We start from the raw sequence: 14069 nt of genomic DNA on the forward strand, positions 1-14069 counted from the left end.
CCTTGGCAGGGGACTACGGCCGAGGAATTTGTGCGCGGGCTCGCGCGAGCTTGGCAAGGACGCGCCTTGAGCCAGTCAAGGCGCGGTTTCAGCCGAGGCCGGAGTGGCCTGTCACTGAGGGAGCTTCTTGAGCAGGTCGATGTCCTGGTTCGCGACGGTCAGCAGGACTCCGGCGATGTGCTTTGCGAAATATCGCCCGGGGAGACTGCGCATCCAGCCTGCCTGGTCTGGCATTGAGCCACTGCTGGGCGGGTGATCTTCGATGGTGCCGCCGTGCTGCCACTGCGTGATCAACACCGAGGTGGGGCAGGGCGTCGCCATCTCCTTCTCGAACTCCGCGTAGGCCTCGCGATACGACGGCTCCGCGAGGGGCTGGAGATGCTTCGCCATATTGCTGGCCTCGACCAGTCCAAGGCAGCGCGAGATGCCCGATCCGCAGCTCCGCGCCTTCCGGGCCACCTCCACGGGCGTGGTGATATTGGAGAACGACTTGCTCGCCCAGAACACGGCGCGCAGGCGCTCGCCTTGCTCCTGGCTCATCGGTCGCCATTCCGACGGAGGTTGCTTCGTCAGTGCATGTGCCGTGCGCTCCAGCCCGAGAAGCGTATAGGCGATCATCGAACCGATCAGGGTGTCCGTCCGATACGACAGCCACGCGAGGTGACGCACGTCCTTGGCCGCCTCCAGGGGCTGTCCGGTCCGCATGCCTTGGAGGAGCCGGAGCTTGGACCACTCCATCAGCACGATGAAGTTCGGAAAGGGGACCGTCATCAGGTCGAACGGCTCCTCCTGTTTGAATGGAAGGTTCTGGCGGATATCCCACCGGTCGAACCGCTTGAGCTCGCGCATCCAGTTGAAGTCGAGCGCGGACAGGTCGGGGTTGGCCGCGAACCATTCCTCCAGCGTCTTCTTCTCCTTCAGGTGCGCGGGAAGCTGGAGGGGTGAGTCCGCGGGCATCGACGGGCCTGGGCGGTCCCACTCCGCCCAGCGGTTGAGCAGCGGCCCCGCGTCGCCCTCGGTGCGCGGTTCGTGGAACCACGGGTCGGCGGCGAGCTTCGTCTGCTCCTGACAGAAGAGGTCCACATGCGCAGTGACTTCCTGTCGCATCGCATCGAGAGTGGGCTCGTACTTCGCGCGCGTGAACCAATCGAACGCGACCATCGCGATGACGGCCAGCAGGAGAAGCCCGCTGACAAACCACACCAGGGCACGCAGCACGCTTCCTCGAGCCCGACGCACGTTGGAATGCATGTCCGCACCTTAGCAATTCCAGGCACCCTCATTGTCACGAGCGGAGGACCTCGGACTAGAGGGCGCCGAGAGGCTCCGCTGGTGTCGCTCACTACCCTGCCGAGTCATGCGCGCGACGGTGGGCGAGCGCATGGAGGCGGACGGCGGCGTCGCACGGCCCCAGCCTGTCCGGCAGATGGGGGCATTCCCACTCGCGAGGCCTGGCTCTCACGCTTCTGCCGCGCTATCGGCCGTCCATCATCTTGTCGGACGTGAATGCCAGCATCCAGCGCGATAGCCTCCTGTTGAGGAAGTGCGGGGTGTTGAATGCGAAGTGGCCTCTGGTTGCTGTGCGTCGCCATCCTTGTCGCGGGCTGCTCTGGGGTTGAACGCTCCCCCCGTAGGGGCGCCCTTCAGCAGCGCTCCACACTGTACGAGGCGAGGGGGCAGTCGGGAGCCATTGGGAAGGCGCATCTTCCCCGAGAGCAGCGGAAGGATGCATTCGAGGAGTTGCTTCAGGTCTCGGGGTTGGAGGACCGCGACGCGCAACCCGTGCCTGGTAACTCGCTCACGCCTACGCACGCGGCGCGGCTGCTGGAGGTGTTGCTGGGGAAGGATGTGACGCTGGGTCAGTTCCCTGCGCGTGTCGCGGTGGGCTTCATGCTGCGCGAGGTGATGGGCTCGGGAGCGGTGTCACGCACCGAGTTGGTGCAGCGGGTGGAGCGCTTCAATCATCTGGCGGTGCTCCGGCCCGATGGATGCCTCGCGTGGGTGCGCAGTGGCCGGACGCAGCAGCGAGTGGCCCCCGTGGAGTGGCGGAACGGTGTTTTCCGTGCGCACGACTTCGAGCTGGGCCGTTTCTACGATGGGCGCACGGGTGTCTTCCGCTCGCTGGACGATGAACTGCGTGAGTTGGATGGATTCCCGCTGGCGGACGTCCACGACGATGCCGACGTCATCAGCCGCTCTCTTGATGGTGCCGAAGAGGCTTTTGTTGGACTGGCCCTTGCGGTGGGGAAGTTCTTCTCGACGTCGCCAGGCGAAAACCTCGAGGCGCTTCGTCAGATGCCCGCCGCCGTGGCGGCATTGCTGGAGTCGTCACCCGAATACCTGGAGCGCTTCCGGTACATGACGCGGGGTGAACAGATTCAGGCCGTCTCCAAGCTGGCAACGAACCTCATAGCCACGTGGGGCACGGTGTCATCCGCGACGCGCACGTTGGAAGGTGCATCGCTCGCAGCGGTGGAGATGCCAACGCTCTCGCTGTCCGCCCAGGGAGTCGTTGCCATGAGAATCGTGGCGGTTCCGGTGGGGCGTGCGGCGGCGGTGCTGAGTGGTGGGCCTGGAGCAGCCATCATCCTTCAGCGGGCCAGCTCGGCCGCGAAGGGCGGCTCACCGTCGAATGGGCCCGGCAAGTGGGGGCCGGTCAAAGAGTCCATGTCACCCCACGCCCGGCGTTACCAGGAACAGATTACGGGGCATTCCGCCGACGAGGCATACTGGGTCGGTGGTGTAGGCAGGGACAGTGGCGGCGTGAAGTTCGATGGTTTCGAGAAGGGTGTCCTGCTGGAGGCGAAGGGGCAGGGCTATGCCCGGTTCTTCGAGGGCCTGGACCCGAAAGAGTGGTTCCGTCACTCGGGAGCCAAGGGCCTTGTCGATCAAGCCAGAAGGCAGAGTGAGAAGGTCCGTGGCCTTGGCTTTTCGATACGATGGCACGTCGCTGAGCAGCAGGCGGCGGGCGCCATCGAGAAGCTATTGATGCGCAATAGAATCAAGGGCATTGAAGTGGTCTGCACACCGGCGCTTTGAGGAATGCACAGCGTGACCGCGACGCCTGAGCCCACGACCTACCCGGAGACCTACTACGCGGGCGCCTACTGGGGCCCTCGCAAGGAGACCCCCGAGGAATGCGCTCTGCGCACAGCAGACTTCCTCAACCTCCTCGCGTCATGTGATCCGATCCTGGCTCATTGGTACAAGCCCGCGCGTTCTCGCAAGGATGCCCGCAAACATCCGCTCATGCCTCCCGACCTGCCCACGCTCACCGAGATGTTCCGGCGGGGCGTGAACCGTGAGCGTGGAGGTCCCGCCATCGAGCGATTGGGCTATAGCTTCTGGTTCGGCAACGGCGAGGCGGGGGCGGACAGCGCGGATCTGCGCATCACCTGCGGTGACTACAGTGGCGCCAATCCGAACTCGTGCGTGATGCCCTTGCCGAAAGAAGGGCCAGGCATGGAGCGGATACTGACGGCACCCGTACTGGCGAACGTGGTGCGCAGCATGGTTCGGCCCTGGGATCCCGATTGGGCGTTTGCCACCTCGGACTCCTACGAGGACACAGCTCGGGAGCCCGACTTCGCGCCCTTCTCCCTTGGGTGGATTACCTACGTCTCGAACCGCTTGGGCCGAGTGCCGCCGCTCCCCGCTCCCGTGCGTGTCGAGTCCGTGGAAGACAAGGGCACCCTCATCCTCCTCACTCCCGAACGCTTCACTGCCCGCAATCCGGAGCACATGGCGCTGGCGGAGCGCGTGCGAGAGCTGCTGGACCGAGCGGAGCTGTTTGTCGGCGCTCCTCCAAGCTCCTGAGCACGGGGCCGATGCCGCCCACTAGCCGACGTACTCTCGGACCCCGAGGCAGGCATGCCGCGAGGCGCACGAAGGAGCTGATGACGTCCGAGCGGCAGGCGGCCCGTTCCTCTGGACAGGACCGCGCCCGCATCATCCGTTAGTGCCTTCCGAGCCCCGGGGCCTGTCGCGTGTGCAACTTCCCCTGGGAAGTCGTCGAGGGGTCGTGATGCTGGAGCTGGCCGGCTATCAGGACGTGCGGAGGATCTACCGGGGCCACCGTTATGAGGTGTTCCTCCTGAACGAGGCTGCGGGACTTTCGCTGAATCGGCGAAGAGAGGAGAAACAACGTCGGCGAGCCCTCGGCGACGTTGATGACCGGGGGCTGCCCGGAGGGCAAACTGGCGACAGTAACGGAGCGCTCGCGGAGGACGTGAGGGGCGGCTGGTGTGTCAGCGTGCGCCGCAGTTCCCCATGTGAGCACGAACACCACGGCCAATCTGAAGGGTTGGAGCAAGGACGGGTGACCTTCCACATGGGCACGCTCGCATCGCCAGTACCCGCGCAGGGGTGCTCTATTCGCGCGACCGGCCAGTCCCAACGGGACACAGTGATGGGGCCGAGCGCTTTGGGGCGCGCTTCACGGCAGCGGCGTTGAACGGGCCCGTCCGCTCTCAGTCCTTGTGGCGGCGATTCAGGTCCGACCTCGTCGCGGTCATCCTGCTCGTCTTCCTCGTAAACGCGCGGAGTTGACGGACCCAGCGAAGCACAATTTCTGAAGATGCTGGGCGCTGAAGAATGAGCCGTGCGCGAGGCTCCGAATGAGTTGACGCCTGAAATACGAGCGGACACACTCTCCAAACCAACAAGCACGCCCTGGGATAAAGGAGCATTCGATGGGTCTCGCAGAGCGACGCCGTATCGCTACGATCAAGGAGTCGCACACCCCCCGTTTCCAATCAGAGCTAAACAGCTCCATTGGATTCTCGATGCCTTTTGAAATCGACATCGCGAGCTTCCCTGAAGACAAGACCATTCTCGACTGCTACGACTCCTACTATGAGTCATACGGTCCGGGGCTCGTCGCACAGGCGATGAAGAGTATTTGTAGCGATGATCTCGGTCGTGAGGCAGTCAAAGCGAAGTTCAACAAGATCATCTTCCAGAATGTCGCCACGAACCCAGACAACCCAGGCGACAAGAATGTGGAGCTCAAGGACAACACTCTCTTTGTGCGTGAGAGTTTCTACGGCTACTCGGACAAGCTTTTCGGCGAGGACGAGCTTCGGACCATCATCGAGTCACTCCTTTAGCCGTCTCGAGTTACACCGGTTCCGCATCGCTAGCCGGTGACTGGTAGCCGAGGGCTGAGTGCCGCCGCCGCAGGTTGTACCAGCCCTCGATGTACTGAAAGACGGCCATCCTGGTCTCGGCTCGCTTCAAGGCGGCCCGTCGCTTCCAGGCGGAGTCGCCGGCCTCGGTGACTCCCAGCACCCGGCAGATCGTCGCCACTGCATGCTCGGCCTGGTTCTCGCTCACGAATCGGAACGCTTCTTGGGCGTGCCGACGCCTTCTTGAGCGAACCAGGTCGCGGCCTGAGAGGACGTCGCGCTCCTCACGCCGAAACTGAAGCAACTCCACTGCTGGACCGAGCGGGCTGTTCGTTGGAGCCGCTCCTCGCCCCTGAGCACGGGGCGGTGGGCGCTCACTAGCCGACGTACTCTCGGACCCCGAGGCAGGCATGCCGCGAGGCGCACGCAGGAGCTGTTGACGTCCGAGCGGCAGGCGGCCCGCTCCTCTGGACAGGACCGCGCCCGCATCATCCGTTAGTGCCTTCTGAGCCCCGGGGCCTGTCGCGTGTGCAACTTCCCCTGGGAAGTCGTCGAGGGGTCGTGATGCTGGAGCTGGCCGGCTATCAGGACGTGCGAAGAATCTACCGGGGGCACCGCTACGACGTGTTCCGCGCCTGGACGCCCGAGGGCGCCGCGCGGGTGCTCAAGGTCGTCCGCGAAGGGCCGCTGGCGGAGAGCAGCGCCGGCCTGCTGCGTCACGAGCACGCGATGCTCAGCGAGCTTCGAGACCTCACCGGAGTCGCCCGCGTGGTGGCGCTGGAGGTGGTGGCGGGCCAGCCTGCGCTCGCCATCGAGGACGCAGGACCCCATGACTTGCGGGAATGGCTGCGCCGGGGCCCCATCGAGGTAGACCTCTTCCTGGAACTGGCGTGTGACCTCGCCAGCTCGCTGGGCGCGCTGCATCGCCAGCATGTCATCCACCGCGACCTCAACCCCGCCAACCTCGTCGTGGCGCCCGGAGGACGCGGGCTGGTGATGATCGACTTCGACCTGTCCACGCGCGTGCAAGGGCTCGTGCACATGGCGGGAGTCCCCGGTGGCTTCGAGGGCACGCTGCGCTACATCGCCCCCGAGCAGACCGGGAGGATGCGCCGCCGCGTCGACCACCGCGCGGACCTGTATGCGCTGGGCGCGACGTTCTACGAGATGCTCACGGGCGAGGCGCCTTTCGTGTCGACCGACGCCGCGGAGCTGGTCCACGCCCTGCTCGCGCTGCCGCCCGTGCCTCCCGTCGACAAGAACCCCCAGCTTCCCGCCATCCTTTCCGACGTGGTGCTGCGCCTGCTCGCGAAGGTGCCCGAGGAGCGCTACCAGAGCGCCGAGGCGCTCGTGGAGGACCTGCGAGAAATCCAGCGACGTTGGCGCGGACCGGGTACGCCCATCGCCTTCGAACTGGGCCGGTATGACCTCGCGCGCGAGCTGGGGCTGCCCGACAGGCTCTATGGCCGCGACCAGGAGCGCGCCGTGCTCGACGCCGCGCTGGAGCGCGCGCGGTTCGGCGCCCGGGAGTGGGTGCTGTTGTCGGGAGCCTCGGGGAGCGGCAAGACGTCCCTGGTCCACGCGCTGCGCGCGCACCTGGGCACGGCGCGCTTCCTCTCCGGAAAGTCCTCGGAGCTGAAGGGCCAGGCACCGTACGCCTCGCTGGTGGAGGCCGTCCGGGGGCTCGTCGTCGGTGTCCTGGAGCAACCTCCCGACGAAGTGGCCGAGTGGCGGCAGCGTCTCCAGGAAGCGCTGGGCACCCAGGGGAGGGTGCTCACCGAGCTGGTTCCCGAACTGGAGCGGCTCATCGGCGAGCAGCCTCCCATCGTCCCCCTGGGCCCTCGGGAGGCGGGCAGCCGCTTCCTCCTGCTGCTCCAGTCCTTCTTCCGCGACCTCGCCACGGACGAGGAGCCGCTGGTGTTGTTCCTCGACGACCTCCAGTGGGCGGACGCCGCCACCCTGGAGCTGCTCACGCGGCTGGTGACGGACCCGGAGCTGCACCATGTGCTGCTCATCGGTGCCTATCGCCCCGGAGAGTGGGGCACGTCGCATCCCCTCTCCCGAGTGCTGTCGTCACTCGCGGGCACCACTGCGGCGCCGCGACTCCTGGAGCTGGGGCCCCTGGACCTGTCCGCCCTGACGACGCTGTGCGTGGACACGCTGCGCTGCGAGCCGGAGCGCGCGCGGGCGCTGGCGCGGCTCGTGCTGGAGAAGACCGCGGGCAACCCCTTCTCCATCAGTCACTTCCTGCGGCACCTGCATCGCACCGGGTTGCTCACGTATGAGCTGGAGGACGGCTCGTGGCACTGGGACCTGGCGCGAATCGAACAGGCGGAGGTCACCGACAACGTGGTGGAGCTGATGCTGGACTCCATCCGCCGGCTCCCGGAGCACACGCAGCGGCTGCTGACGGTGGCGGCGTGCATGCGCGGTCAGGTGGACCTGTGGCTCCTGGCTCGCGTCGTCGATGCCCCCATGGAGGACACGGCGGGCGCGCTGTGGAGCGCGCTGCGCGCGGGCCTGCTCGTCCCGGAGGGGCGGGGACCTCGCTTCCAGCCGCTCCATCCGGAGCAGACGCCGGACGGGCTGACGGAGGGGCAGGCCACGTACCGTTTCGCGCATGACCGTGTGAGACATTCCGCCTACTCGTTGTTGTCAGACGAGGAGCGCCGGGCACTGCACCGGACCATCGGCCGCCGTCTCTGGGAAGACGCCCCGGGTGTTGCGGCCGAGCCGCGCATCTGCGAGGTGGTGGACCACTTCCACCTGGGCGGCGACGTGGTGGAGACCGCCACCGAGCGCCAGTGGCTCGCCGAGCTCAATCAGCGCGCGGGGCGCAAGGTGCGAGACGCCTCCGCCTTCGAGGCCGCCCTGGCCTACTTCATGCGCGCCCGGGTCCTCCTCCCGGAGGACGCCTGGGAGACGCAGCGCGAGCGCATGCTCCGGCTTCACCAGGACGCGGCGGAGTGCGCGCAGCTCACGGGAGACCGCCTCCTGTCCGAGCGCCTCATCGACCAGGCGATGGCGCATGCCACGTCGCCACTGGAGAAGGTGGACCTCTACGTCCTGCGCATGAACGCCAGCATCCTCGGCCGGAATCACGCGGCGGCGCTCCAGCACGCCCGTGAGGGACTGCGACTCTTCGGCGTGGCGCTGCCGGACGGGGATGCCACCGCCGACTTCCAGGCGGAGCTGCCCCAGGTGGTGGAGATGTGGAAGTCCCGCACCGAGGAGGAGCTGCTGTCGGCGCCGCGCATGGCCGATTCGTTGGAGCGCGGCTGCATGCGCCTCTTGATGAGCGCGGGCATCGCGGCGTGGTTCTCCGACCCGCCGATGTTCTCGTTCATCTACACCCGGATGCTGGGCCTCACGCTGAATCACGGCAACAGCGTGTACTCGGCCTTCGCCTACGTGTGCTTCGGCCTCATCCATGGCGAGTCACGGGGCGACTACGCCGCGGGCCACGCCTTCAGTCACCTGGGCATGGAGCTGAGCCGCCGCTTCGCCAACCCGCGTGAGGAGTGTCGCGTCCTCGCCGCCTTCCTCTTCTACATGCGGCACTGGCGCGAGCCCCTGCGCTCGTCGATGCCGTTGCTGCGTCGGGGACTCGCCGCGGGCCTGGAGAGCGGAGAGCCGCAGTACGTCGCCTACCTCCTGGCCAGCATCAGCTTCACCCGGCTGCGACTGGGCACGGAGCTGGACCGCGTCCACGCGGAAGCCGAAGGGGCCCTGGCCTTCGACCGCAAGAGCGGGCAGGGCGCCATGGCGGACACGCAGCTCGCCTTGCGTCAGGCCGTGCGGTGTCTCCAGGGGAGGACGCGCGAGCGGGGAGGCTATGACGACGCGACGTTCGACACGGCGGCCTTCCTGGAGCAGTCGAAAGGCGACCCGACCATCCTCGGTCAGTTCTTCATCCTCCGGCTCCAGACGTCCTACCTGCTCGGGGACCTCGCGGGTGCGCGCGAGATGTTCCGCGCGGCCGAGCCAAACCTCCGCTTCGTGCAGTCGCTCTTCAACGTCACGGAGCACGCCTTCTTCGGCGCGCTCGTGCTGGCGGCCAGCGCGGACGCTGGGAGCGACGCGGAGCGACAGGCGCTCCGTGCGTATGTCGAGCAGACGTGGCACCGCTTCCGGCACTGGGCGACGAACTGTCCGGAGAACTTCCGCCACCGCCACCTGATGCTGTCGGCGGAGCGGGCCCGGCTGGAGGGGCGCTTCACGGAGGCCGCGGAGCTGTTCGACGAGGCCATCGACCGGGCCCGGGAGGAAGGCTTCCCGCAGGACGAGGCCCTCGCGAACGTGCTCGCGGGACGACTGTACAGCGCGCTGGGCCGGAAGCGAATTGCCACGCTGTACCTGCGGGCCGCGCGCGAGGGGTATGCGCGCTGGGGGGCGAAGGCCGTGGTCGCCGCGCTCCAGGAGGAGTTTCCGGACGTCCAGATACAGGAGCCCGGCATCTGGGACCAGACCGTCACGCCGACGGGGGACGACTTCCGGGGCGCGTCGCTCGACCTGCTGAGCATCCTCAAGGCCGCGCAGTCGCTGTCCGGTGAGGTGGCGTTGGAGCGGCTCCTGGAGAAGCTGATGGCGGTGTGCCTGGAGGTCGCTGGGGCGCAGCGGGGCGCGCTGGTGCTGGAGGAGCAGGGCACGCCGATGCTGGAGGCGGTGGGGGGCGTGGGTGAGCCGATGACGCGGCTCCACGTCCCGCTCGCGGGCGCGGAGCTGGTGCCGGAGTCGCTCCTCGGGCACACCTGGCGCACGGGGGACGCGGTGGTGCTGGGGGATGCCGCGCACCAGGGCCGCTTCGTGACGGACGCGTACGTGGCGCGGCAGCGGGTGAAGTCCGCGCTGGTGGTGCCCATCCGCCGCCACGCGCGGACCATGGGGGTGTTGTACCTGGAGAACAATCTGGCCACGCACGCCTTCACCCCGGACCGGGTGCGGGTGCTCCAATTGCTGTCCTCGCAGATGGCCATCTCCCTGGAGAACAGCCTCCTCTTCGAGGAGCGCAAGCGGGCCGAGGAGGCCGTGCGCTTCCTGGCCGAATCCAGCGTGGTGCTCGCCGAGTCGCTGGATTACGAGGCCACCCTCAAGCGGCTGGCTCGACTGGCGGTGCCCTTCCTGGCCACCGTGTGCGCCATCGACGTGGTGGATGCGTCGGGCTCCATCCGCAGGCTCTCCACCGCGCACGCGGACCCGGCCTCGGAGGGGCTCGCACGGGAGCTTCAGTCGTCATACACGCCGGATTGGGATTCGTCGCAGCCCGCCAACGCCGTGCTGCGCACGAAGGAGCCACTGCTCATCCCGGTGCTCACCGACGAACTCCTGACGCGCCTGTGTCGGGACGCGCGGCACTGCGCGCTCATCCGCGCGCTGAAGGCCCGGACGTTGATGGCGGTGCCCCTCATCGCCCGGGAGCGGCTGCTGGGCGTCCTCACCCTGGTCTCCTCGGTGCCGACGAAGCGCTATGGGCCCGGGGACCTGGAGCTGGCGCAGGACCTGGCGCGCCGCGCGGCCATCGCCCTGGACAACGCGCGGCTGTACCACGAGTCGCAGGATGCCATCCGCCTGCGCGACGAGTTCCTCTCCATCGCCGCGCACGAGCTCTACACGCCCATCACCGCGTTGCAGCTCTCCGTGCAGGGGCTCGCTCGCAGCGAGGTGCCCACGCGCGACTCCGTCCAGCGCGCCTCCCGCTCCACCCAGGCCCAGACGCGCCGGCTGGCGCACCTGGTGGACGAACTGCTCGATGTCTCCCGCATCCAGACAGGGCGGCTGCACCTGCAACTGGAGACCGTGGACCTGGAGGCCGTGGTGCGTGCCGTGGTGGAGGGGTTGGGCGACGCCATCCAGCGCTCGCAGTCCTCGCTGTCGCTGGACCTGGCCCCGGGCTGCATGGGCCGGTGGGACCGTGTCCGGCTGGAGCAGGTGGTGACGAACCTGCTCGCCAACGCGCTCAAGTTCGGCGCGGGGCAGCCCATCGAGGTCCACCTGGAGGAGACCGGAGGCCGCGTGCGGCTGGAGATTGTCGACCAGGGCATCGGTATTCCCGCCGAGCGGCTGCCCCACATCTTCGGCCGCTTCGAGCGCGCCGTCTCCTCGCGGGAGTACGGCGGCCTGGGCCTGGGCCTCTTCATCGTCCGCGAAATCGTCGCGGCGCTGGGCGGGCAGGTGCGCGCGGAGAGCACGCTGGGCGCCGGGGCCCGCTTCACCGTGGAGCTGCCGTGCGAGGGGCCCGTGGAGGAGAGCACCCCTGTCAGCGCGAGTGGGCCTTGAGGCCGTGCCGCCGCATCAGCTCGAAGAAGGCGCGGCGGTGCTTGCCGCTGGCGCGCGCGGCGGCGGCGATGTTGCCCCCGTGCTCGACGAGCGAGCCCTCCAGCCAGGCCTTCTCGAAGGCCTCCACGACTCGGCGCTTGGCCACCTGGAAGGACTCGCGGGACACCGCGGACATCGGCTCGCGGTGTCCCGTGGGCGCGGGCTCCGCCAGCAGGGGCAGGTCCTCCTCGTCGACACAGGTGCCCGCGCGCGTGCACAGGAGGTAGCGCGCGCAGTTCTCCAACTCGCGGATGTTGCCGGGCCACGCGTAGGTCATCAGGCGATGCCTCGCGGCCTCCGTGAAGGTGACGGGGGCCTTGCCGTACTCGTCCGCGTAGCGCCGCAGGTAGTACTCGAGCAGGGGCTGGATGTCCTCGGGCCGCTCGCGCAGCGGGGGCACGTCGATGGGCAGCACGCGCAGGCGGAAGAACAAATCGAAGCGGAAGTGTCCCGCCTGGGCCGCCGCCAGCAGGTCCGTGTTGGTGGCGGCGATGATGCGCACGTCGGAGTGATACAGCCGTGAGTCCCCCAGCGGCCGGTATTCCTTCTGCTGGATGAGGCGCAAGAGCTTCACCTGGCTGGAGAGGGGGAGGGCGTCGAGCTCGTCCAGGAAGAGGGTGCCGTGCTCCGCCTCCGCCACCAGCCCCCGGTTGCGCGTCTTCGCGCCGGTGAAGGCGCCGCCCACGTGGCCGAACAGCTCGTTCTCGAAGAGGTCCGGTGGCAGGGCGCCACAGTTGACGGGGATGAACGGATGGGGTGCCCGCACGCTCTGCTCGTGGACGAGCCGCGCATACAGCTCCTTGCCCACGCCACTCGGTCCCTGGATGAGCACCTCCGCGTCGTTTGTCGCCGCGGCTGCGACCAGCTCCATCAGCCGGACGTGAATCGGTCCGTGCCCCAGCACCATGGTCATCGACGAGTCCCCCGTCAGCCTGCGTCACGCGCGCCCCAGGCTCGGGACGCCGTTGGCTCTGTGCCGCCGACGGTTGAACGTACGCCCGGGATTTTCTTCCCTCACGCCGTCGCTTCAGTCGTGGGTGCCGATGTGCTGGTCCCCGTGTCGCTCACAGACCCAGTGGAAGGCACACGAGCACGCCACCGCGCGGGCGCTGGAGCAGCACCGTCCGCCGAAGTGTTCGGGCAAGGGGGCCTCCTCCTCTTCCGGCGGGTCCGGCAACATCAACGGAGCATCCCGCCCCGACTCCGCGGGTAGCGCGTCGCAGCATCCCCGCTTCATGCAGCGGGGGCACAAGGACAGCTCACAGTTGGCGCACCAGTCGAAGATTTCACCGGGGCCACCGCGCCGCTCACATCCACCACAGGTGTCGAACAAGGCCGACCTCCAGGCTTGACGTGAAGGAGGGTAGGGAGGGGGTCTGACAGGTGGAGGGCCCCAGGGGGCGTCACACCCCGCCGCGCGCGCCGTCCTGCAAGTGTCATTTCGGTCTCTGTCCGAGGGTGGATCCTTCCGTCGGTGAACGGCCGACGCCCCCTCTGTGCGGCACTGAACGGTTGCGCCGGGTGCGTCGGACGCACATGGAAGAAGCTTCCGGGAGGGCCGGTCACATGTCCGGGAAGGAGTGGGCATCCATGCGAAGGGAACGGCGGATCATCGGGGTCTTCGGATCAGGCCAGGAAGAGCACCTGGAGCGTGTCATTCCCCTGGCACGGTGGATCGCCGAGGCGGGGTTCGACCTGCTCACCGGCGCCGGCAGCGGCGTCATGCGGGCCGCCGCGGATGCCTTCGTCCAGGTGGTGGGTCGGCGCGGAATCTCCATTGGCATCGTCCCGGGCACCGTGAAGGACGGCGACTACGTGCCGCGCTCCGGCTACCCCAACCCCGGGGTGGAGCTGGCCATCTACACCCACCTGCCCCTCAGCGGAGAGCAGGGGACGGACCCGCTCAGCCGCAACCACATCAACGTGCTCACCCCCCACGCCCTCGTGGCCCTGCCGGGGGGCGCCGGCACCGCCTCCGAGGCCTCGCTGTGCCTGCGCTACGGCAAGCCCATCATCCTCTTCGGCCCTCCGGAGGCGTTCCGCCGCTTCTCGTCGGAGCTGGAGCGCACCGACTCCCTGGAGCGCGTCGCCGAGTTCATCCGCGCCTCCGTCCGTGAGCCCGCCCGCCCCCTCGCTCCCTGAGCGAGAAAAGCCAGGATTGCTTGGTTTGATCGAGGGCACTCGAAGCCGGGGGAAAAACGACTAGGATGGACGGCTGTCGACATGATCAGCGCCGAATACCCACTCGCCAGCTGGTTCCTCGCCGTCTCGACGACGTTCTTCCTGCTGGTGTTCGCGCTGCCGTTGTTGCTGATGCCGCTGCGCTGGTCCCAGTGGTTCGGCTGGGCGCCGGTGCAGGGGAACACGGACCTGACGGTGTATTTCGGCCGCTGTCTGGGAGGGGTGGCGCTGGCCATCATCCTCACGGTGGTGCGCTACATCCCGGACCCGCGGAGTCAGCCGGCGCTGTTCGAGCTCATCGGCTGGGTGTGCGCGGCGATGGTGGTGGTCCACGCGTGGGGGGCGCTGAGAAGGGCGCAGCCGCTGTCGGAGACCATCGAGACATTCTTCTACGCCGCGGTGGGTGTGGTCGCGATGTGGATTCGCTTCCGGACGTTGGGCTGAGGG

Annotated in this window: 11 protein-coding genes; 6 read left to right on the forward strand and 5 right to left on the reverse strand. The window is 67.9% G+C overall.

Going from position 1 to position 14069, the window contains the following annotated elements; all coding sequences use genetic code 11:
- Window positions 1-111: 111 nt before the first annotated feature.
- Window positions 112-1218, reverse strand: coding sequence for a hypothetical protein (locus HUA75_RS08540; protein WP_174486080.1), 1107 nt, complete (start codon window positions 1216-1218; stop codon window positions 112-114).
- A 672-nt stretch (window positions 1219-1890) separates the two neighbouring features.
- Here HUA75_RS08540 and HUA75_RS08545 point away from each other — a divergent pair.
- The gene (locus HUA75_RS08545; protein ID WP_254627463.1) at window positions 1891-3039 is read left to right on the forward strand and encodes a Tox-REase-5 domain-containing protein; all 1149 of its coding nucleotides are present in this window, start codon (window positions 1891-1893) and stop codon (window positions 3037-3039) included.
- A gap of 12 nt (window positions 3040-3051) precedes the next feature.
- Complete coding sequence (locus tag HUA75_RS47875; RefSeq protein ID WP_141644766.1) at window positions 3052-3816, forward strand: immunity 52 family protein; 765 nt, start codon at window positions 3052-3054, stop codon at window positions 3814-3816.
- Between the two features lie 139 nt (window positions 3817-3955).
- Here the strand turns inward: HUA75_RS47875 and HUA75_RS47880 are convergent, their stop codons facing one another.
- Window positions 3956-4330 (reverse strand): DUF2381 family protein, encoded by a 375-nt coding sequence (locus HUA75_RS47880; protein ID WP_371746079.1) that lies wholly within the window; start codon window positions 4328-4330, stop codon window positions 3956-3958.
- Window positions 4331-4691: 361 nt separating this feature from the next.
- Here HUA75_RS47880 and HUA75_RS08560 point away from each other — a divergent pair, with 361 nt between their 5' ends.
- Window positions 4692-5108: a hypothetical protein gene (locus HUA75_RS08560; protein WP_174455676.1), complete on the forward strand. Its 417-nt coding sequence runs from the start codon at window positions 4692-4694 to the stop codon at window positions 5106-5108.
- Between the two features lie 10 nt (window positions 5109-5118).
- Here HUA75_RS08560 and HUA75_RS08565 read toward each other — a convergent pair whose 3' ends face one another.
- Entirely contained in the window at window positions 5119-5334 is a 216-nt protein-coding gene (locus tag HUA75_RS08565; protein ID WP_174455572.1) for a hypothetical protein, read from the reverse strand.
- A 356-nt stretch (window positions 5335-5690) separates the two neighbouring features.
- Here HUA75_RS08565 and HUA75_RS08570 point away from each other — a divergent pair, with 356 nt between their 5' ends.
- Entirely contained in the window at window positions 5691-11402 is a 5712-nt protein-coding gene (locus tag HUA75_RS08570) for an AAA family ATPase (protein ID WP_254627512.1), read from the forward strand.
- Here the strand turns inward: HUA75_RS08570 and HUA75_RS08575 are convergent.
- Window positions 11383-12354: a sigma 54-interacting transcriptional regulator gene (locus tag HUA75_RS08575; RefSeq protein ID WP_141644762.1), complete on the reverse strand. Its 972-nt coding sequence runs from the start codon at window positions 12352-12354 to the stop codon at window positions 11383-11385. The genes HUA75_RS08570 and HUA75_RS08575 overlap by 20 nt on opposite strands.
- 114 nt (window positions 12355-12468) lie before the next feature.
- On the reverse strand, window positions 12469-12774 hold the full coding sequence (locus tag HUA75_RS08580) for a hypothetical protein (RefSeq protein ID WP_141644761.1): 306 nt from the start codon (window positions 12772-12774) through the stop codon (window positions 12469-12471).
- 257 nt (window positions 12775-13031) lie between these two features.
- On the opposite strand from HUA75_RS08580, the gene HUA75_RS08585 reads away from it, so the two are divergent.
- Window positions 13032-13583 carry a molybdenum cofactor carrier protein gene (locus HUA75_RS08585; protein WP_174455672.1) on the forward strand — a complete coding sequence of 184 codons (552 nt, stop codon included), beginning with the start codon at window positions 13032-13034 and terminating at the stop codon, window positions 13581-13583.
- A gap of 81 nt (window positions 13584-13664) precedes the next feature.
- Window positions 13665-14066 carry a hypothetical protein gene (locus HUA75_RS08590; protein WP_174486084.1) on the forward strand — a complete coding sequence of 134 codons (402 nt, stop codon included), beginning with the start codon at window positions 13665-13667 and terminating at the stop codon, window positions 14064-14066.
- Window positions 14067-14069 lie beyond the last annotated feature (3 nt).

Source organism: Myxococcus sp. CA040A, assembly GCF_013336725.1.
In the GTDB taxonomy this organism is placed as follows: Bacteria; Myxococcota; Myxococcia; order Myxococcales; family Myxococcaceae; genus Myxococcus; species Myxococcus llanfairpwllgwyngyllgogerychwyrndrobwllllantysiliogogogochensis.

Excerpts from the sequence above, each read along its gene's own strand:
- HUA75_RS08545 (WP_254627463.1), top strand. The coding sequence starts at position 1,891 with ATGCTGCGCGAGGTGATGGGCTCGGGAGCGGTGTCACGCACCGAGTTG.
- HUA75_RS08560 (WP_174455676.1), top strand. The coding sequence starts at position 4,692 with ATGGGTCTCGCAGAGCGACGCCGTATCGCTACGATCAAGGAGTCGCAC.
- HUA75_RS08570 (WP_254627512.1), top strand. The coding sequence starts at position 5,691 with ATGCTGGAGCTGGCCGGCTATCAGGACGTGCGAAGAATCTACCGGGGG.
- HUA75_RS08575 (WP_141644762.1), bottom strand. The coding sequence starts at position 12,354 with ATGACCATGGTGCTGGGGCACGGACCGATTCACGTCCGGCTGATGGAG.
- HUA75_RS08585 (WP_174455672.1), top strand. The coding sequence starts at position 13,032 with ATGCGAAGGGAACGGCGGATCATCGGGGTCTTCGGATCAGGCCAGGAA.
- HUA75_RS08590 (WP_174486084.1), top strand. The coding sequence starts at position 13,665 with ATGATCAGCGCCGAATACCCACTCGCCAGCTGGTTCCTCGCCGTCTCG.